A 19,298-nucleotide genomic window follows, 5' to 3' on the forward strand; every position below is an offset into this window, starting at 1 on the left:
ACAGCGATATGAAAACGACAGACCATTTCAAGAGAACGATACAGATGTATTTGGAGCAACGTGCAGCGGAAGATGCGCTATTTGCCAAGAACTACCGCAACCCTGCCAAGAACATAGACGATTGCGTGACCTACATTCTGAACTATGTGCAGAAAAGCGGTTGCAACGGCTTCACGGACGGGGAGATATACGGACAAGCCGTACACTACTATGACGAGAACGAGATAGAGGTGGGCAAGCCTATCCAATGCCAAATAGCCGTGAACCATGTGGTGGAACTCACCGCAGAGGAAAAGGCGGAAGCACGGCAAAACGCAATCCGTCAATACCAAGACGAGGAAGTCCGCAAGTTGCAGAACCGCCACAAGCCGAGAACCGCAACCAAAGCGACCACCCAAGAAGTACAACAACCCTCATTATTTGATTTAGGCTTATGAAACCGAGAACATACATACAGCAGGAAGTCGCACATCTGAGCAAGCGACTATCGAGATTGACCGCCACGCAAAAGGCATACGCTTTCCGTCATTGCTTCAAGCACTACGCAATCAAGAGAGCGGACGGCACGAACATCTGTACCGAGTGCGGACATTCGTGGAAGAGCGACCACGACCTTGCGGACACCATTTGCGGATGTACCTGCCCCCATTGCGGTATGCAGTTGGAAGCGTTGCGCACCCGAAAGAGCGTTTTCAGCGAGAACGAATACTTCTCCATCGTCACCACCAGCAAGCAGTACCAAGTGATACGCTTCTTCTTCGTCAAGTCCCGATACAAGGCAGGGCAAGCAGCCGAGTATTCCATTTATGAAGTGGTGCAGAGGTGGATTTCGCCCAAAGGCACAACCACCACCGTTGCCCGACTTCGTGGTATGTCAATGTTGTATTACGACCAATGGGCGGAATACAGCGACATGGAGGTGCGCAAGAACAACGGACTTCACGCATACGATATAGCACCTATGTGTACCTATCCCCGACAGCGTTTCATCCCCGAACTGAAACGCAACGGCTTCAACGGGGACTATCACAACACACTGCCGTATGACCTTTTCACAGCTATCCTTTCCGACAGCCGAGCCGAAACACTCTTGAAGGCAGGGCAATACGCCATGTTGCACCACTATATCCGCAGTTCCTTTGACATGGGACGGTATTGGGCATCCGTCAAGATTTGCATCCGCAACGGCTACACCATTTCGGACGGCTCCGTATGGTGCGACACCATAGACCTCCTGCGACATTTCGGCAAGGACACGAACAGCCCGAAGTACGTCTGCCCTACCGACCTCAAAGTGGAACATGACAAGTTGGTGAGAAAACGCAACCTGCAAAGGGAGCGTGAGCGGACGGAACAGCAACGGCAAAAGGCGATTGAGGACGAGAAGAACTATCTGAAAGCCAAAGGCATCTTCTTCGGACTTGTGTTCTCCGACAGCCTTATCTGCATCAAGGTCATAGAGAGCGTTGAGGAAATGGTAGAGGAAGGACGGATGATGCACCATTGTGTGGGCAGTTATCACAACAAGGCAAACTCCCTTATCCTATCCGCCACCATTGACGGCAAACGGATTGAAACGATAGAAGTGTCACTGAAAACACTGAAAGTGGTACAGAGCAGAGGGGTATGCAATTCCAATACCGAGTACCACGACCGCATCATCCGACTTGTGGAGAACAATACCGAACTTATCCGTCAGCGGATGAACGCAGCATAATATCAACCTATAATACAGAATAATATGGAAGTAAGATTTGAAAACATGATTTGTTTGTGGGATGACAAAATCCCCACGATGTTCCTTGAGTTTATGAACCTCCTCACTCTTGCAATGAATGAGGAGCAGTTAAGGGCAAGTGTCAAGGACTTCGCCGAAAAGAACGAACTTGACAAGTTCTTCCTTTACGGCTTCGGCTCACACCATTTCTACCTGCACCAACGCTATACAAGCGACCCCGAAATGGTGATGCAAAACAGAGTGCTGTCAGTACATTTCTAACCATCTAAAAGCAACGATTATGAGTACACGAATGACCATCAACGGAGTAAGCACCTGCACAGAGGCAGGTACGGAGAAGTACGAGAAATTCCAGACGGGTATCGGCAGACGCAAGCGGACACTTGTGCAGTACGACTACCGCCACACGGACGGGGAATTGTTTTCTTGCGTCAAACCCACATTAAACGAGTGCCGAGCCGCACGGGACAAGTGGCTGACGGTAAAAAGAGGAAAGGAGGACAAGCGATGAACGAAGCAGGCTACCAAACGCTGATAGTCAAGTTCAGCAAGCCCATCACGGAATTGGACGGCATCTTTGACGATGCCGGAGCGTGGGGAGTGGAAACCCTTAAAGGATGGATAGAGGACTACGAAAGTACACGTTTCACCGCCATTGACACCCACACGACAGTCATAACGAGCGAGTACAACATGGAGTGCGTGAAAACATGGTTGGAAAGAAACACACCCATAGTCGAGAAAACAGAATTTTGAACATTCGGGCGGTGTCCGCACCGCCCGAACATAACACCCAAAGAAGAATGAATATGATAGCAAAGACGATTTTGGAGCAGATAGGTGGCAGACGCTTTGCCGCCATGACGGGAAGCAAAGACTTCATAGACATGGGCAACGGCTTACGCATGAGCCTTGCGAGGAACAAGACGAGTGCCAACCGCCTTGACATCATCTATGATGCAGGGGCAGACCTCTACAATATGCGCTTCTACCGCAGGACGTTCAGCAAAAATACATTCGAGAGCAAGACGAAAGACATCGAAACGCATGAAGGGATATATTGCGATATGCTGGAGGAAATGTTCACGATGGTGACGGGGCTTTACACCCGTTTTTGAGAGGAGGGCGGCGAAAGCCGCCTACTTTCTTTCATGAGCATGATGGCGGATAAGAAAGTAGGCAAAGAAACCTTTGTCCCAATCTACGATGATTGAGTTTGGCACATTTTTTGCTCAATTCATATTGAGTTGGAGTCTGACATTCATCCAGATTTACCAACAGAAGATAATCGAATATCAGGAGATGAATATGTGACATCCTGACTGGTAGGCGTTTTTAACCAATACTTTAATTGATATGAAAATTGATGTTAAAGTGGACGTTAAAATCGACTTGGCTAAAGTCATTATGGCATTAACGTCTGCGATGGTGATGTTATGGGCTTTAGTATAAGTTTTAAGGGGGACTGTGCTTACACACAGTCCCCTGTTTTTAAGGTATATACAGAAATGCAAACTCCGCCTTTCTCCGTTTGAGCAGCATGGAATGCCGTTTTCCCTTGTAGTTGCAGAAAGCGATATACTCCCGATAAATATTCCTGTCGCCAGCCTCCAGCTTTCGGATCAGCGTACTTTTGGGTATCTTCCCGCTTCCCAACAAACGGTATGGACCGACATTGTAGGCAAGCGTGGCAAGGAGCAAGCTATCCTTCCCGAACTGCCGGAACATCGCACAGAATTTCCGTAGGTCTTTCCGCAGAAGCGCGTCCGCCTGCCGCTTCGTCATGGTGCGTGCCGAAAACCTTTCACCCGGTAACAACTTATGCCCATATCCCACATACGGGTGATGTTTTTCCGAGTGCCAGCCTTCAAAATACTTCGTGCATCGCACCGCCCTCTCAAATGGCGGCAGTCGATAGATAGCCGCCTGCCTGTCCGTTCCTTCATGGTGTCTGTCCCGTGCGAACACGGAACAGACCGCCAGAAGCGAACAGAGGATAGCCATGAATACACGTATCATCTTAACAAGGGCTTGAAGTTGCCGATGGGGACAACAGAAATAACCCCGTCATCCTTCACGTTGCGGTTGTTGAAGTCAAATTCCAACTCATAGGAGTTGCCGAAATTGTCCTCCACCACCACGATGAAGTTGTGCGCCTCGTCACCCTCCGCCGTATAGTACAGCCGGAACTTCTCGTTTTCGAGCAGGTAGCGGTCATTGGGCAGGAACGTGATTCCGTTGTCCATTTTCAGCGTGCCTTCCCCCTCGAATTGGAAATATCGGATGGTATAGAGGGTATTGGCGTAATCTCCCGTCTTTTTCAACTCACAGCGAATTTCCACCGTCTGCCCCTTTGTCACCTTGTTTGGCACGGGCATGGTTCCCACCGTGAAGGGATAGGATTGCTGGATGTCCATGTCGTCGTCACACGACACGAGCGTGAACGAAACGGCGGCGAACAGGCAGAGTGCCAACGCCTTGAAGATTGATTTTCTCTTGTTCTTGTTGTTCAGTATGTTCATTGTTCTTTGATTTTTAAGTTATTGTTCTTTTTTCGTTGTCAGTTGCAGATGCTCGTTCAAGTCCTTGCAACCGTCATAGAGGGCGGAACGGTCGCAGACACGTCTGCCATAGTATTCTTGCAGTATTGCCAATGTGCGCCGTCCGGCTTCGTCACGGTCGAGATAACAGTCTATGCGCCCGTAACCGTTCAGATACCTCATAGCCTTTTCCACGTTGGCGACAGAGTTCAGCACAAGGCAGTCGCCCGTTTCCAATCCGAGCGTGGCAGCGGAAAGAAAGTCCATGAATCCTTCAAAGATGCTGCACACGTCAGCCGGAGAGCCTTTCGCCTTGACCAGCGACACATCCTTCGGCGGTACGCATCCCTTGAAGAAACGGCTGCGGATTTCATATCCGCCTGCCACGTTCGGAAAACCGACGGCAAAATATCGTTTGCCACGCACTCCGTAATTCAGTCGGCAGCAGTAACGTGATGCAACAGCGTAAGGAATGCCCCGTTCCGCCAGATAGTCCGTCAGTGGAGAACGAAACAGCGGTACGGCTTCCACTCCTTCAAAGGCAGGTTCTGACGGTTTAGGCTGGAAAGTCAGTTTGCTCACTTCGGGAACAGGCATAGGTATATTGGCGGTTTCCGCTATGAATTTCACTTGTTCCATGAAGTCACCGCTTCCGATAAACTCCCCGGCAAGCGTGAAGATGTCGCCGCCCCTGCCCGTACCGAAGTCGTACCAAAGCTGTTTCTTCACGTTCACACGGAAAGAAGGCGTGCGCTCATTGCGGTATGGTGCACGATACCACAACTCGTTGCCGCTTCTTCGGATAGGCTCATGTCCCAACCGTGCAAGGAAGTCCGCAAGGGGTATCTGCCGCATGGCATCGATTTCCGTCCGTTCCATGCGGTGCGTCAGTTAATGATGAACTTGATGCCCACGCCCCACTGCGTATGAAACTTTCTCGTGTCGCCACCCCACAGGCAACGTTCCCGGAGGTTGGCGAGCAGAGCGATACGGTCAGCCACGTAAAACTCCGCATCGAGCGTCAGCGCACCGCCGTAGATGAAGGCGTCCCGGTCATGGAGCGTGGAGCCGTCATGCAGCACTTTTTCGCCCCAGTTCACCGATTCATATCCGGCGAGAGCCGAAGCACCCGCATAGACGAACACGATTTTTCGGGCATCGGAGAGTATCTTGAAGTAGTATCCGCCCTCCGCCGTGAACTGTGCCACGGGTATCTTTCCGTCCTTGTAAGGGTTGTTCTTCAACAGGTATTCGCCGCCGAACACCCATTTGTTCCCCTTTTTCGTGTAGGTGGAGAGAGCCGCCCCGAAGCTGTACCCGCCGTCGTTGCCGCCGGGATTGAAGCCGTCCGCCATGTTCGCCCTGACCTCGATGCCCTGCATCTTCGGCAGGCATCGCTGGGCGTGCGCCTGCCCCGTACACAGGGCAAGCGACGCGATAATCATAAATAGGCACTTCTTCATGGTCAGCGTACTTGAAGTTCGTTGATGGTATTGGCACGTACCAAGTCCTCGTTCTCAATCACGAAAGACTGGTGGCGACCTCCGTTCTTCTCGTTGAGTTCCACCACAAGGCATTTGTCGTCGGGGATGGTGAATTTCGTCATCGTGAACACCGTGTGCTCGCTCTTCTTGCCCGGCACGCAGGTGGCGTAGTTCTGCGCACGGAGCGGCAGAATGATCTGCTCCTGCACGGCGGTACGCTTCGCCACCTTCTTGTCCACGATTTTCCATGTGATGTAGTCCACATCGAAAGGCACATTGCTCTGGTTCTTTATCTCCGTGTGGAAATAGAGTAAACCGTTATGCGTGTAGATGCCTTTCAGCAGGTACTGGATGCCGAATCGCTTGCAGCCGATGTGCTTCACCTCGCGCTTGTTCTGCTTGTGGATGGACTTCATGATAAGGCGCACCAGCATCGGGCTTTCGCTGCCCAGTTCCTTCAGGTAGATTTCCTGCGCGTTGTTCGGACGGTTCACTTTCTCGCCGTCATGGATGAAGTCGCACATCTCCACGTTGAGCAGCAGCGGTTCAGCGGCATATTTCACGTTGAAGGTATAGAAACTCCCGTCCTCCGTGATTACCGACATATTGGTTTCGTTCGGGAAGTTCCTCACGGTAGCTTTTACTCGGATGACGTTCTCCGCTCCGTCGGCTTTGCCCGCAATCAGGTCGGGCGAGCCTAAATCGACATAGCGCACTTCCGCCGGGAAAATGACGTGGACGGTCTTGTCGTAGGTCACTTCCAAACCGTGCGGGGGAACCATGCGGTCGAAGGTCAGCTTCTTTGTCAGCCCGTGATACAGGTCACCGTCCGCCTCCTTCTGCGGATAGACTTCCTTTGTCAAGGTCGGTTGTTCACTTCCGTTGTCCGTTCCAACGGTTACGTTCTCCTGCGCATTGGCAGTTGCGATGCCCATAGCGAGGGCAAACATGATGATTACTTTTCTCATTTTACTTTGGATTTTAGTGGTAAATAAAAATTGGATTGTTGTTACTTTTTCTGTTTTCAATTCCTGTCCTGATAGAGCATGACCTTGTACCCGGCTTTCAGATGCACTTTCACCGTGCGCATCTTTTTGGCGATGTACTGGCTCGTGCCTTGTATCAGCCCCTTGCCCAAATCGGAGGCGAGCTGCGCCCCGGCATTGGTGGAGATATTGATACTGCTGCCCAGCGAGCCACCAATGTTGGCGGCAACCTCCCTGACGGCATTCATTTCCATCGAATTGGGGATGAAGATGCCGGGCTGCCCGTCCGTGTCATACACCGCCAGCTCTACCGGGATAATCGTACCCGCATATTCCAGTGACGTGATTTCAATATCAAGCCGTTCGCCCTGAATCTTTGCCGTGCCGACCACCACCGCGTTGCGGGGAATGATTTTGTCCGCCACAGCCATCGGCTCCAACAGGCGGAGCTTGACAGCCTGCCCGTCAGTTACGCTCTGCGCCCCATAGACGCACGCTGATATGGTGTTCTTGTCCGATACGGTCGTGACACCCACCGCCGTGTTGAAACTGCGGTTGCGCTCCTGCGAAAAGGAGGCGACAAATTCGGCGTTGCTCATCGGCTGACTGAGCGAAGACACTACCTGATGCGCTACTTGCCTGACAGGTGCTGCCGTGTTCTTCCCGGCTTTCTGCACGGGATAAGGCTCTGCCACCTGCACCGGTTCCGGCTTGCCGCCACTCTGACCGCCCATGTACTTCGCCGCCAGCTCGTAGGATTTCTCCATGAGTGCCACTTGGTCATCCATAGAGGACGCCTTCCCCTTCTCGCTTTCAAGTTCGGTTTCCAGCGAGGCGATGCGCTCCAACAGTTCGTCCATTTCCGCGTTGTCGTTTTTCGGCTGCTCATAGAAGTTGCCGAGCGTGGCATTGAGGTCGCGGTAGGCGGCTGCGGAGGACTGGATGGTTTTCGGGGCGGACTTCACCGTTTCTTCCGTGTCTCCGGGATTGGCAAGGTCGAAGTCCCTGCCGCCGTCCGTTTCCGCCACCTCTCGGTCGAACATATCGCCCAGTTCCTGCATGGCGCGGCTGCGGTTCTCCTGCCGTTCCTCCATCGCCCCCTGCTCGTAGGCTTTCGCCTTGTCGCCGATGATCTGGCGGTTCGCCTTGTCAGCGTCGGGCATCTCGATGTTGTAACCTCCCGTCCCCGGTTGCTGCTCCTTGTCGGAGGACGGGGCGAATATCAGCCACATAGCCCCGATGAATACCAGCACTATAGCGGGCAGCACTATCATTTTCTGACGTTTCAGCCTTTGGGCTTCGGTCAGCGGCTTGCGCTCCTTCTTCGGTTTCCCGTTGTCGGGAGCCGCCTTGTTCTCTTTTTTAGGTTCATTCTTCGTCTGTTCCATATAAATAAGGTATTACATTATGATTGTTGTCCGGCTTTACGGACAGTTCCACCTGTCCGGCATGGTCTGTCACTATCCGGTTGCCGTCATTCCTGCCGATGTCATAGACGGCTTTTCCGAAGGTGTAGAGGGCAAGCACCGCGAAGGCGGCGAGCATCGCCAGCACGATGCGCCTGCGTGTCTTCGGGGGCAAACCGTCCAGATAGCCTTTGAGCCTTGCCACCAGCATTTTCTTTTTGTCGTGGAGCTTCCAGTACGCACGCCAAAATGATTTCCTGATTTTCTTCATGTCCGTTACCTTTTGATGGTTTGTAAATCCTTGTTCTCGATGATGGTGAATCCCTCGATGGTGAAACCGTTGGGATTGTCGTCCGAACGGGACGAGTTCAAGAGGCGGCACGTGGTCACGAGGCTGCGCTCGGTGACGTTGCTTTGCCTGATGATCTTCTGCGTGGCGTAGGTCACGGCACGGTAGGGATAGCCGTTGAAGTCGCATACCACGCTGTCCACCTTCAGCACTTGGTTGATGTTCCCGGCGATGATGCGGTTGTAGTACCCCTTCTCGGCGAAGTCCGAATAGTAGTTGTACACGCTTTTGTCCGCTAATAGCAGGGCGCGTTTCACGTTATGCTCTATCGCGCTCTTTTCGGGCGAGAGCGTGAAGAACAGCTCGTGGAAGCGGCGCACGTGTTCCCTTGCCTCCGCCGGACGGTTCTGCGACAAGTCCTGCGAGAGTGCCAGCATCAGCGACTTGCCGTTGTCCAGCACGTAAATCTTTTCCCGTTGCCGTTCCGCAAAGCGGTAGGAACTCCACACGCTCCATACCGTTATCACGGCGCACAACGAGAGGAAGACGATACCGAACAGGCGTATCTGCCTGAACGATGATTCGATGTTTTTGAGTGACTTAAATTCCATTGTTGTTTATTCGTTTTTAATTGTCAAATACGTTGTCTTACGGATGTTCTGTCAAGGTAGCTACCTTTAGCCTGTCTTTGTAGCTACCTTGACAATCTCATCCCGATTTGTTATTTCAGCAGTTTTCCGGCACGTCCGACCATGTTTCCTGCGGCTGCGCCTGCCACGCTGCCCGCCATGCTTCCGGCTCGTCCTGCCGTCTGGTTCACGTTGCGACCGTAGCTTCCCATACCTCCGGCTTGAATAATCCAGCCTGCCACGGTCGGAATGGTGAAGTAGCCGATGATGCCGATTATCATGAAGACGATATACACACCGTCGTTTGAATCCAGCGAGAAGTTCGGGTCAGCCTGCATCCGTTCGATGTCGCTTTGCAGCATCAGCACCTGTATCTTAGCCAGTATGGTGCTGAACATATCCGACACGGGCAGCCACAGATAGACCTGTATGTAGCGGCATATCCACTGCGTGAGCGTGCTTTGGAAGCCATCCCACACCGATATGGCGAAGGCTATCGGACCGAGTATCGCCAGCACCACGAGAAAGAACGTGCGGATGGTGTCTATCACGAGGGCGGCGGCTTGGAACATCAGTTCCAGTATCTCGCGGAAGAAATCGCGGATGCCCTTCTTCATGTTGTACATCCCGCGCTCGATATACATCCCCGCCATCGTCACCATGTCGGAAGGCGACCAGCCCAGTTCCTCCAGCTGTTTGTCAAACTCCTCGTTCGACACGAGGTAGGCGGTTTCGGGGTTGCGCATCATCGCCTCGTATTCCAGTTTGTCTTTCTGTTGGCGGTACTGGTTCATGTCAAGCGTTTCCGCCTCCAGCATCTTTGCCGTCCCCTGCACGACGGGCGACATGACACTGTTTATCGTGCCTAATACCACCGTCGGGAAGAACATGATGCACAAGCCTATCGCAAACGGGCGGAGCATGGGGAACACGTCTATAGGTTCGGCTCTCGCCAGCGACTGCCACACCCGATAGGCGACGTAGAACAGCGCACCCAGTCCGGCGATGCCTTTCGCCACGCCCGCCATGTCCCCGCATAGCGGCATCATCTGTTCGTAGAGCGAGCGCAGAATCTGGTGAAGGTTGTCGAAATCCATAGGCTACCAGTATCTTTCGTTGGCATTCCCGTACAGCCCCATGATGCGGTCGAGATCGTTCTTTTTCTTTGCCCGCAGGTAGCTCACGCTGATGTTCTTATTGGTGTAGTAGCTTACGAGGTTGCGGTAACGCTTCATCTTGGAGTAGCAGCGTTCCACCACATCCATGCGTTCCTTGTCCGTCATGGAGAGCGTGGTGATGTTCACCACGTTCTTCAGTTCTGTCAGCACGTCGTTGGATTCCTCCAACAGCTTGGTGTAGCCGAAGGCGATAGCTCCGAGTTCCTCCACCGTGAAGTTGTCGTCACGCATCATCTTCTGGAAGCTGGTCACATAGATGTCGGTGATGTCGCCCACCATCAGGATGGTCTGCTGCACCTTGCGGGCATCCTTGACCAGATTGTTCACGGATTTGAGTGCATCGTAATACTTCTTGCCTTGCTCGTAAATTTTCACGGTCTCTTGAAAATTTTTCACCATATTTTGGGCGGTCGTGGAAGTATGCACCACATTCTTGGAGGTGTTCACGATGCTCTGCGCGATGTTGGACGGGTCTATGACCGCCCACTGTGCATTTGCCTTGCCGACTGCAAGCAGGCAGAGGCAGATAATCATTGTCATTCTTGTTCTCATGTCTTTTTGGATTTAGTGGTTGATATTACTGTTCGTTTATCGGATGTTCCGGTTGTGGCCTCACCCGGATATAGTCACCGTTGGGCGAGAAGGTCAGGATGTCCGTTGCTTCGTTGTAGGACACGTCGATGCGGAAGCCGGTATTCATGAACAGGTTGCCGTTCTCCTCCTGCAAGAGATAGGTTTCCGGTTTCAGCTTGCGGCGTAGTCCGCTACGCTTGAATACCGTCACCTTGTAGGCTTCGCCCTCCTTGTAGATAAGCACGTCGGGCTTCCCCTCCACGCTCTCCCAGTTCCCGCAAAGCAGGTTGCGGCGGTTGTCCGCTACCTCGCAGGATTGCAGCACCATGACCGCCAGCCCGATTAAACACTTGCTGACTTGCAGCATTTTCGTTCTTGATATACTCATACGCATTTTCTTTTTTGGTTGATGAATCGTTTTTACTTATTCCTTGTTTCTCCGCCTTTCGGCAAGCTGCCGGATGGCGGCTTCGATGTCGCCGCCCAGCTGCTCCGCCAGACGGTACACCTCTACTTTTTCCGTTTCTTCGGTGGTGTACGCCAGATACTCTTCAGCACTAACTTCGGTGGCATAGACCGCCGACTGTGTGCCACCCAGCCCGATCCAAACTTCCTTGTAGAGCCTTGACGGGTTGTTCGCCATGTTGATGGAGAGTATCTGTGACTTCTCCTTCTCCGTAAGACCCAACAGGGACTGTATGGCATCAAACTTATTCATGTATTTCCGCTGGTCGAGAAGTATCTTGCAGTCGGAGTTGTTGATGATGCTCTCCTTGACGACGGGCGAGGAAATGATGTCGTCCACCTCCTGCGTCACCACGATTGCCTCCCCGTAATACTTGCGCACGGTCTTGTACATATAGCGCAGGTACTCAGCCATATTCGCCGAAGAGAGTGCCTTCCAAGCCTCTTCCACTATCAGCTGTTTGCGTACGCCTTTCAGACGGCGCATCTTGTTGATGAAGGCTTCCATGATGATGATGGTCACGACAGGGAAAAGTTCGCGATTTTCCTTAATACTGTCAATCTCGAAGACGATGAACCGCTTGCCGAGCAGGTCGATGTTCTCCGTGGAGTTGAGCAGGAAGTCGTAGCGTCCGCCCCGGTAATACTGCCGCATGGTGGTGAGCATATTGTCGATGTTGAAGTCTGACTTCTCCACCTTTATCTCACGTTCCGCCAGTTCGTGGCGGTAGTCATCGCGCATATACTCATAGAAGGTGTTGAACGAGGGGACGATGCTCCGGTCAGCCCTGATACGCTCGATGTATGCGTTCACCGCACTGCCCAGTTCGCCGCTCTCCGTTTTCGTCACTTTGTCGTCCTCCGACTTCCAAAGCGTCAGCAGCAGCGTCTTAATGCTGTCCTTCTTCTCCACGTCGAACACGTAATCATCGGTGTAGAACGGGTTGAACGAGATCGGTTTCTCCTCCGTGTAGGTGAAGTACACGCCGTCCGCCCCGTTTGTCTTGCGCCGGATCATCTCGCACAAGCCTTGATAGGAGTTTCCCGTGTCCACCAATACCACGTGCGTACCCTGCTCGTAATACTGCCTCACGAGGTGGTTCATGAAAAAAGACTTGCCGCTGCCCGAAGGACCCAACACGAACTTGTTGCGGTTGGTCGTGATACCCCGCTTCATCGGCAGGTCGCTGATGTCGAGGTGCAGCGGTTTTCCCGTAAGCCTGTCCACCATCTTGATGCCGAAGGGCGAGAGCGAACTGCGGTAGTTGGTTTCCTCCGTGAAAAGGCACACCGCCTGCTCGATGAAGGTATGGAAACTCTCTTCCGCCGGAAAGTCCGCCGCGTTGCCGGGCATCGCCGCCCAGTAGAGCGTCGGGCAGTCGATGGTGTTGTGGCGCGGTACACACTCCATGCTGGCGAGCTGACTGCCCACATCGTTCTTGATATGCTTCAGTTCTTCCGCGTCGTCGCTCCACGCCATGACGTTGAAGTGCGCCCGTACCGAGGTCAGCCCGTAGGTATGGGCTTCGTTCAGGTACTGGTCGATCCACTCGCGGTTGATGCTGTTGCTCCTTGAATAGCGGGATAGCGACTGCATATTCCTTGCGGACTTCTCGAACTTCTGCAAATTTTCCTCGCTGTTGTCGATAATCACATACTGGTTGTAGATGTGTTTGCAAGAGAGCAACAGCCCCACGGGAGAGGCAAAGGAGAGGCGGCAGTCGCTTCGATCCGTGGAGAGTTTCTCGTAGCGGATGTCAGTCGCCACCTTTCCGGGCATATCCTCCGCGTCAGAGAGGGTGTGCAGGCACAGGCGGTTGTCGCCGATGCGCATTTCCTTTGCCGAGAGGTCGATGTCCTGCAAGGTCGTGTCGCCTTCGGGCATGAGCGAGAAGTAACGCTCTATCAGTCCGGCGGACTTCTCCGTCCCGACAAGCTCGTCGGTGGAGAGGCGGCGCAGCCTGACAAAGCCGCTGTCGTTCATGATGCGCTCGAACTGTTCAGCAGCTTCCATGAACTTCCCGGCGGTTTCCTTGTCCAGCTCCTTCGGGATGATATGCCCACGGCACAGCGTGCTGAAGTTGCTCTGCATCCGGTTACGCTCCTTCGTCGTCTTGGTCAGGTAGAGATAGCAGGAATGTTTCAGGTACGGACGCTCATTGAAGTGGCGTTCAAAGGAGCGGCTCAGAAAACTCATGTCGTCCTTCTGTAATTCCGGCTTGTAGCGTTCCTTGATGAACCAGTCCTGCTTATGTACGACGCAGAAGTCAGGCAGCACCTTGATTGCCTTGCACCAGCAGCCGTGTATCGCCTCATACTCCGCGCCCGTCACGGTGTAAAGCTCCGGCAGTTCCACCTCAAAAGCCACCGTGATGTCGGCGTCTTTGGAAATGATGCAGCCATGCTCCACCGCCAGCAGGGGGAACTTGTTTTCCAGTGTTGTCATTTTGGATGTATTTCTCATGTCGTTTCTTCCTTTCGTTGCCGTTTGAATAATCGGGTGATCCGCCGCCGGTTGATAAGGTATCGGGGATGGCTCCGTGCCGCTCCCAGCTTCATCAGCCCGTGTTCGCCGTACCGGGCGTTCAGCGCGAAGGTCTGCCATACGAGGACGGAAGACGATGCCGCGCCGAAGCCGATACATACCCACTGGTCGATGCCGACCATGTAGAGGATGACGAACAGGACGAAGAGAGCCAGCAGGCCTCCGCAGAAGATGAAGAGGTACTGAGCCTTCAGGCCCTTGAACTCGACCGGACGGCCGATACCCTTGTTTATCGGGTATTCAGCCATACATTGTTTATTAAAGGAAGAATGAACGCAGGATAGTGGCGGCGACAATCAGGAAGATACAAGCCCCGAACCATGAGGCGGCAGTCTTCGAGGTGTCCGGGTCGCCGGACGAAAACTTGCCATAGACTTTCACGCCGCCGATAAGACCGACTACCGCGCCGATGGCGTAAATTAATTTCGTGCCGGGGTCAAAATACGAACTCACCATAGAGGTGGCTTCGTTGATGCCTGCCAGACCGTTTCCCTGCGCAAATGCGGAGGCGGTTGCGGCAATCATAAGTGCCGCAGAGATGATGAACTTTTGTCTGATGTTCTTATTCATAAACTGTTCTTGTTTTGTGCCGTTGAAAGGGTGGATAGTCCTTTTTCGAGCGGTTGATACTTGATTCCTTTACTTTGGTTTTAGTGGTAGCCCGTTTGTTTCCACGGACTTGGGTGTGTCCGTTGCGGATTGGCTGTACCTTGTACTACCGTGCGCATGGTGTGATACCGTCTTACGTTTTCATTTCCATTCTTTTTTAGCCGTTATACATAGTTTCGGAAGTCGAACTCCTCGATGTTGTCGGGAATCACGAACACCTTTTCCTTTTGTTGTGTCACGGTCATGTTCACCGCGTCCACGAAAACAGCCATCGCCTTTGCAAGCCTATCGCTCATTGCCTCATCGGTCAGGCGTTCTGTTATCCTTGTGAAAAGTTCTGTCCCGTCCAGTTCCGTCATGACCTTTCCGGCGTGTCGCATTTCCTCATCGGACGGTGAATCTTTCCGAATGGCGCGTACTGCCATGTCAATATCCTCGAAACTGCTTCCCGAAGCCTGCTTTTTATCCGGTTCTTCGTCCTCCGGCTCATCCTCTCCGTACTCCAGTTCCGAAGGCGGGATGCTCGTGAAGGTTTCATCGAGTTTTTCCTCCGGGACTTGTGCCGGATGGGACACGGTTTCCGTGTTTCCGTCGTCAAAAGTAGCCTCTTCCTCCGACAGCTCAATGCCTTTTTCCGAAGTGGCGGCTTCTTGCGTCGGTATGGCAGCGGTTGTCCGGGTCGGAGCCATTTTGAAACGGCTTTTGCCGATGATGTCCGGTGTGTCTGCGGGCGGTGCTTCCTTTGCCTCCGGCTTTGCCGCCGTACTGTCCAATGACCTCCACAGACCGGCAATGTGTCGGAAGAAACGGACAAGTTTCGTTTCCATGATACGGTCATAGAACAGCAGGATCAGGAACCACACGTTGCAGGCTACCGATACGATTAGAAACACCTTTGTCATAGTCTTACTTTTTGGGCGTTTTCAATCTGTTCCATGTACTGCGCCCCGTACTCCCGGAAATGGTCACGGAGGATGTTGTCCACGAACTTGCCGATGCTCAGTTTTTTCCCCATACGGCTGGCAACGACGGCAACTTTCTCATGGACCTCGCGGCTGATGTATATACATTGCCGTGTGTTGATCTCCGATGCTTCCAAGAAAACAGAGAGCGGCTTGCCCCTGCCTTCATCTTTGCGGAAGTCTCTGCCGGTCTTTTCCTGACCGTATCCGTTTGCACACTTTGCTGCATTGGCAGCGGTTCTTTCACTCTTCCCTGTTTGCAGGCACTCAGCCTGACGGTTCTTCTTTGTTTTTTTCATACTTCTTTTTTGTTTATTGGGTGTTTATAGGTTATAGGATTCCATGTGCCGTTTGAACGATTCGGCTATCTCGTTTTGGAACAGCGTGAAATGGTGTGTCAGCACGTTGTCAAGAAAAGCCGCGATAGTCACCTCGTTGCCTCCGATTACATGAAGCATCTTCTGTATGCGGTCGTGGTACTCCTTGCGGATATATACCTGTTTGCCGAGCCTTGCCGTGACATTGGACCCGCACATGAACACGGTATCATAATCCGGCTTTTCCGGCTTGCCGTTCCTGCGCCTGCGTTCCGGTTCCTCTCTGGGGTGCGGGACAGGCAAGGGGACGGTTTCCTGCACCGTTTCTTTCGGAGGTGGGGAAGGCGCGTTCCCGTCCGTGCTTCTCGCTTCCGGCGGAATGCTTGTATCGTCCAGCCGGAACGAGTTGATTACGGCTTCGCTGTCGATGTCCTCGATTCTTGTTTTCTTTGCCATGCCGTTCAGTTTTTGATGATGCCGAGAATCTCATCGACGAGTTTGTCGAGGTTGCTGCCGCGTACCAGTATTTTGTCCGCCGGAAACGCCGTGGAGCGGAATACCGCCTTGCGTTCTGCCGCCGTCTCCTTGCGGAAACGCTTGCTGTCCGGCAGATGTGTTTCCAGAATGGGCAGGGCGAACTCGGCACAGACCTTGTCGTATGCCTTGTAAAGCTCCGTCTTTTCGCGCCCGTCCACCATGTTCCACACGAGGTAAATCCCTTTGATGCCGGACTTGCCCGTGCTTATCATCTGTTCGTTGATAACGGTGGCGAACTTGATGGAACTCTCCATCACCACACGGTCGGCGATGATGGGCGTGAAGATGTAGTCCATCTTGGAAATGGTCTGCACCACATCGGCATTGTTGATGGTTCCCGGCAGGTCGAAGAACACGAAATCAAGGTCGGGCTGCGCTGCCACCAGATTTTCGGCGGTCTTTACCGCATCTTCCGCACGGCTGCATCTGATGGTGTACGGGTTCTTCTTCAGCCGTTTGAGCTGCTCATACGCCATCACCTTGTAATGCCCGTCCTCCATGACGGCTTTCATGTCGCGCTTGCGCATGTCATGGATACTGTACTGCGGAAAATCGCAGTCCACCACGGCTACGTTGTAGCCTTTCACATAGTGCAGGTAGCTTGCCACAAGCACCGTCAGGGTTGTCTTACCCGCTCCACCTTTCTGCGTGGAGATTGCCACATAAGTTGCTTCTTTCATTTGTCTGATAATTTATTTGGTTATACATCTGTCCGGTGGCGGTAGCGTATTGCCATTAGTACGTACGCACGCGCTCCCATTCATTTATTTATTCACTCCTTAATCCGGCTGTGCCTATGGGTAATCATCGGTTTGTCCAACCGCCCATGCTTTTATCCGTCCGCATGGACGTGTGCTTGGAAAACTATCTGAATACATACACCTGTTTTCAACCGTTTGGATTGATGTCCGGATTACTGTCCGAACATCCGGCGGAAGGAGTGTATTTTCAGTCCCACATCCGAATCACACTGCAAATAAACAAGGATATTTTGGAACTTGTATAACTTCTCCGGCAAGTGGTAGCACGTTGCGCCGGTTGGCATTGATTGTCCGGGTCAAGCCTCTGTCCGATACCGCGTTAAGGGCGTAACTTTGCACCCGAACGGCAGGGTTCGCCGCAGGTGGCGCAGCCCGGAGTTTGAAAGGCATTCCCCCAATCCGTCCCCGACGGATTTTTATGTTCACCTGAACATAGCAAGATGTCTTTTCAGCCGCTCAAAATATTTTGAGCAGCCACGAAAAGCACTTGCCCTTGCAGGGGGCGGGATTCCCTCCGAAGTCGGAAATCCTTTCAAACCTACGGTGTCTGTGCCTTGAAGCGGCGGCTTATGCCGTCAATCCGCTAAATCCAAAGTAATATGAGTGAAAAAAGAAAGAACAAGACCGGGAGAAATCCCAAACTTGATCCGGCGGTGTTCCGTTACACCGTCCGTTTCAGCGAGGAGGAGCACAACCGTTTCCTCTCCATGTTCGAGAAGTCGGGCGTTTACGCCAAATCAGTTTTCCTGAAGGCGCACTTCTTCGGACAGCCGTTCAAGGTGCTGAAAGTGGACAAGACGCTGGTGGATTACTACACCAAACTGTCCGATTTTCACGCGCAGTTCCGCGCGATAGGCACGAACTACAACCAAGTCGTGAAGGAACTGAGGCTGCATTTTTCCGAGAAAAAGGCAATGGCATTGCTCTACAAGCTGGAGCAACATACCGTAGAACTCGTGAAATTGAGCCGCAAGATTGTGGAATTGTCGAGAGAAATGGAGGCGAAATGGTCGCAAAAATCAGTGTAGGAAACTCGTTGTACGGCGCGATTGCCTACAACGGGGAGAAAATCAACGAGGCGCGGGGGCGGTTGCTCACCACCAACCGCATCTACAATGACGGTTCGGGAACGATGGACATCCATAGGGCGATGGAGGACTTTATCACCTTCATGCCACCGCAGATGAAAGTGGAGAAACCGGTGGTGCATATCTCGCTCAATCCGCATCCGGAGGATGTGCTGACAGATACGGAATTGCAGGATATAGCCCGCGAGTATCTGGAAAAGCTCGGTTTCGGGAACCAGCCTTACCTTGTTTTCAAGCATGAGGACATCGACCGACACCACCTGCACATCGTGACGGTCAATGTGGACGAGAACGGAAAACGGCTCAACCGGGATTTCCTCTATCGTCGCAGTGACCGTATCCGCAGGGAATTGGAACAGAAATACGGCTTGCATCCGGCAGAACGCAAGAATTGCCGTCTTGACACGCCGCTGCGCAAGGTGGACGCCTCTGCGGGCGACGTGAAGAAGCAGGCGGGAAATATCGTCAAGGCTATCAGCGGGCAGTACCGCTTCCAGACGATGGGAGAATACCGCGCACTTCTTTCCTTATATAATATGACGGTGGAGGAAGCGCATGGCAATGTGCGCGGACGTGAATATCACGGGCTGGTCTATTCCGCCACGGACGATAAGGGCAACAAGGTTGGTAATCCGTTCAAGTCCTCGCTTTTCGGAAAGTCCGTCGGCTATGAAGCCGTGCAGAAGAAGTTTGCCCGTTCCAAGCAGGAGATTAAGGACAGGAAACTCGCCGGAATGACGAAACGCACCGTCCTTTCCGTGCTGGAAGGCACGTATGACAAGGAGAAGTTCGTTGCCACGCTCAAAGGAAAGGGCATCGACACCGTACTGCGCTACACGGAGGAAGGGCGCATTTACGGAGCCACGTTCATCGACCACCGCACGGGCTGCGTGCTGAACGGCTCGCGCATGGGCAAGGAACTTTCCGCCAACGCCTTGCAGGAACACTTCACGCTGCCTTACGCCGGACAGCCGCCGATTCCGCTTTCCGTTCCGGTGGAGGAACCGGAAAACAGGCAAGGATATTCCGGAGGGGAATACGAGAGCCATTCCGGTGGCATGAACCTGTTTGCCCCCGAAGGTCCGGCAGTGGATGCCGAAGAAGAAGCCTTCATCCGGGCGATGCAGCGCAAGAAGAAAAAGAAGAAGCGCAAGGGCTTGGGAATGTAACCGAAAGTATCAACAATCAAAA

General features: G+C 52.9%; 27 protein-coding genes. 9 read left to right on the forward strand and 18 right to left on the reverse strand.

The genetic code is table 11. The annotated features are described in order from the left end of the window. Positions 1–8 precede the first annotated feature (8 nt). Genes DXB58_RS03810 through DXB58_RS03835 form a run of 6 tightly spaced genes read left to right on the forward strand, consistent with a single transcriptional unit; the run spans position 9 to position 2,856 of the window. Positions 9–437 carry a PcfK-like family protein gene (locus DXB58_RS03810; protein WP_008142556.1) on the forward strand — a complete coding sequence of 143 codons (429 nt, stop codon included), beginning with the start codon at positions 9–11 and terminating at the stop codon, positions 435–437. Then, positions 434–1,717 (forward strand): PcfJ domain-containing protein, encoded by a 1,284-nt coding sequence (locus DXB58_RS03815; protein ID WP_122135954.1) that lies wholly within the window; start codon positions 434–436, stop codon positions 1,715–1,717. Before DXB58_RS03810 ends, DXB58_RS03815 begins: the two co-directional genes overlap by 4 nt. A gap of 24 nt (positions 1,718–1,741) precedes the next feature. Beyond that, positions 1,742–1,999: a hypothetical protein gene (locus DXB58_RS03820; protein WP_008142554.1), complete on the forward strand. Its 258-nt coding sequence runs from the start codon at positions 1,742–1,744 to the stop codon at positions 1,997–1,999. Between the two features lie 19 nt (positions 2,000–2,018). Further along, a complete protein-coding gene (locus tag DXB58_RS03825) occupies positions 2,019–2,249 on the forward strand; it encodes a DUF3873 domain-containing protein (protein WP_040311334.1) in 231 nt (76 codons plus the stop codon). Beyond that, positions 2,189–2,494: a hypothetical protein gene (locus DXB58_RS03830; protein ID WP_054856477.1), complete on the forward strand. Its 306-nt coding sequence runs from the start codon at positions 2,189–2,191 to the stop codon at positions 2,492–2,494. Before DXB58_RS03825 ends, DXB58_RS03830 begins: the two co-directional genes overlap by 61 nt. A gap of 53 nt (positions 2,495–2,547) precedes the next feature. Then, positions 2,548–2,856, forward strand: a complete 309-nt coding sequence (locus tag DXB58_RS03835; protein WP_040311333.1) for a hypothetical protein — start codon at positions 2,548–2,550, stop codon at positions 2,854–2,856. Positions 2,857–3,229: 373 nt separating this feature from the next. Here DXB58_RS03835 and DXB58_RS03840 read toward each other — a convergent pair whose 3' ends face one another. The 18 genes from DXB58_RS03840 to DXB58_RS03925 form a co-directional block, all read right to left on the reverse strand. Continuing rightward, positions 3,230–3,757 carry a glycoside hydrolase family protein gene (locus DXB58_RS03840; RefSeq protein WP_122135955.1) on the reverse strand — a complete coding sequence of 176 codons (528 nt, stop codon included), beginning with the start codon at positions 3,755–3,757 and terminating at the stop codon, positions 3,230–3,232. Beyond that, positions 3,754–4,260 (reverse strand): DUF3872 domain-containing protein, encoded by a 507-nt coding sequence (locus DXB58_RS03845; protein WP_008141429.1) that lies wholly within the window; start codon positions 4,258–4,260, stop codon positions 3,754–3,756. The genes DXB58_RS03840 and DXB58_RS03845 overlap by 4 nt, the downstream gene beginning before the upstream one ends. An 18-nt stretch (positions 4,261–4,278) precedes the next feature. Next, complete coding sequence (locus DXB58_RS03850) at positions 4,279–5,157, reverse strand: toprim domain-containing protein (protein ID WP_008141431.1); 879 nt, start codon at positions 5,155–5,157, stop codon at positions 4,279–4,281. A gap of 8 nt (positions 5,158–5,165) precedes the next feature. Continuing rightward, positions 5,166–5,741: a conjugal transfer protein TraO gene (locus tag DXB58_RS03855; RefSeq protein ID WP_008141433.1), complete on the reverse strand. Its 576-nt coding sequence runs from the start codon at positions 5,739–5,741 to the stop codon at positions 5,166–5,168. A gap of 2 nt (positions 5,742–5,743) precedes the next feature. Further along, complete coding sequence (traN, locus tag DXB58_RS03860) at positions 5,744–6,730, reverse strand: conjugative transposon protein TraN (RefSeq protein WP_040311201.1); 987 nt, start codon at positions 6,728–6,730, stop codon at positions 5,744–5,746. A 56-nt stretch (positions 6,731–6,786) separates the two neighbouring features. Further along, positions 6,787–8,136 (reverse strand): conjugative transposon protein TraM, encoded by a 1,350-nt coding sequence (gene traM / locus DXB58_RS03865; protein ID WP_008141437.1) that lies wholly within the window; start codon positions 8,134–8,136, stop codon positions 6,787–6,789. After that, the gene (locus tag DXB58_RS03870) at positions 8,117–8,425 is read right to left on the reverse strand and encodes a TraL conjugative transposon family protein (protein ID WP_122135956.1); all 309 of its coding nucleotides are present in this window, start codon (positions 8,423–8,425) and stop codon (positions 8,117–8,119) included. The genes traM and DXB58_RS03870 overlap by 20 nt, the downstream gene beginning before the upstream one ends. A gap of 5 nt (positions 8,426–8,430) precedes the next feature. Further along, on the reverse strand, positions 8,431–9,054 hold the full coding sequence (gene traK / locus DXB58_RS03875; protein WP_004308925.1) for a conjugative transposon protein TraK: 624 nt from the start codon (positions 9,052–9,054) through the stop codon (positions 8,431–8,433). Positions 9,055–9,164: 110 nt separating this feature from the next. Further along, positions 9,165–10,169, reverse strand: a complete 1,005-nt coding sequence (traJ, locus tag DXB58_RS03880) for a conjugative transposon protein TraJ (protein ID WP_008141441.1) — start codon at positions 10,167–10,169, stop codon at positions 9,165–9,167. 3 nt (positions 10,170–10,172) lie between these two features. Further along, the gene (locus DXB58_RS03885; RefSeq protein WP_040311202.1) at positions 10,173–10,802 is read right to left on the reverse strand and encodes a DUF4141 domain-containing protein; all 630 of its coding nucleotides are present in this window, start codon (positions 10,800–10,802) and stop codon (positions 10,173–10,175) included. Positions 10,803–10,827: 25 nt separating this feature from the next. Then, entirely contained in the window at positions 10,828–11,211 is a 384-nt protein-coding gene (locus tag DXB58_RS03890) for a DUF3876 domain-containing protein (protein WP_081446916.1), read from the reverse strand. A gap of 36 nt (positions 11,212–11,247) precedes the next feature. Next, a complete protein-coding gene (locus DXB58_RS03895; RefSeq protein ID WP_008141447.1) occupies positions 11,248–13,752 on the reverse strand; it encodes a TraG family conjugative transposon ATPase in 2,505 nt (834 codons plus the stop codon). Beyond that, complete coding sequence (locus tag DXB58_RS03900; RefSeq protein WP_004315126.1) at positions 13,749–14,081, reverse strand: DUF4133 domain-containing protein; 333 nt, start codon at positions 14,079–14,081, stop codon at positions 13,749–13,751. The genes DXB58_RS03895 and DXB58_RS03900 overlap by 4 nt, the downstream gene beginning before the upstream one ends. Positions 14,082–14,091: 10 nt before the next feature. Next, complete coding sequence (locus DXB58_RS03905; RefSeq protein ID WP_007656423.1) at positions 14,092–14,403, reverse strand: DUF4134 domain-containing protein; 312 nt, start codon at positions 14,401–14,403, stop codon at positions 14,092–14,094. A gap of 203 nt (positions 14,404–14,606) precedes the next feature. Beyond that, positions 14,607–15,344, reverse strand: a complete 738-nt coding sequence (locus DXB58_RS03910; protein WP_008141452.1) for a hypothetical protein — start codon at positions 15,342–15,344, stop codon at positions 14,607–14,609. Then, on the reverse strand, positions 15,341–15,703 hold the full coding sequence (locus DXB58_RS03915) for a DUF3408 domain-containing protein (RefSeq protein WP_008141453.1): 363 nt from the start codon (positions 15,701–15,703) through the stop codon (positions 15,341–15,343). Before DXB58_RS03915 ends, DXB58_RS03910 begins: the two co-directional genes overlap by 4 nt. A 24-nt stretch (positions 15,704–15,727) precedes the next feature. Further along, positions 15,728–16,177, reverse strand: coding sequence for a DUF3408 domain-containing protein (locus DXB58_RS03920; RefSeq protein ID WP_122135957.1), 450 nt, complete (start codon positions 16,175–16,177; stop codon positions 15,728–15,730). 5 nt (positions 16,178–16,182) lie between these two features. Beyond that, on the reverse strand, positions 16,183–16,938 hold the full coding sequence (locus DXB58_RS03925; protein WP_005867743.1) for a ParA family protein: 756 nt from the start codon (positions 16,936–16,938) through the stop codon (positions 16,183–16,185). 232 nt (positions 16,939–17,170) lie between these two features. On the opposite strand from DXB58_RS03925, the gene DXB58_RS28400 reads away from it, so the two are divergent. The 3 genes from DXB58_RS28400 (at position 17,171) to mobB (ending at position 19,276) form a co-directional block, all read left to right on the forward strand. Then, the gene (locus DXB58_RS28400) at positions 17,171–17,350 is read left to right on the forward strand and encodes a hypothetical protein (protein ID WP_081446917.1); all 180 of its coding nucleotides are present in this window, start codon (positions 17,171–17,173) and stop codon (positions 17,348–17,350) included. Positions 17,351–17,618: 268 nt separating this feature from the next. Further along, complete coding sequence (gene mobA / locus DXB58_RS03940) at positions 17,619–18,047, forward strand: conjugal transfer protein MobA (RefSeq protein ID WP_008141457.1); 429 nt, start codon at positions 17,619–17,621, stop codon at positions 18,045–18,047. Further along, complete coding sequence (gene mobB, locus DXB58_RS03945; RefSeq protein ID WP_008141459.1) at positions 18,026–19,276, forward strand: conjugal transfer protein MobB; 1,251 nt, start codon at positions 18,026–18,028, stop codon at positions 19,274–19,276. Before mobA ends, mobB begins: the two co-directional genes overlap by 22 nt. Positions 19,277–19,298 lie beyond the last annotated feature (22 nt).

The organism is Bacteroides sp. OM05-10AA (genome assembly GCF_003439055.1).
GTDB classification, from domain to species: Bacteria; Bacteroidota; Bacteroidia; order Bacteroidales; family Bacteroidaceae; genus Bacteroides; species Bacteroides intestinigallinarum.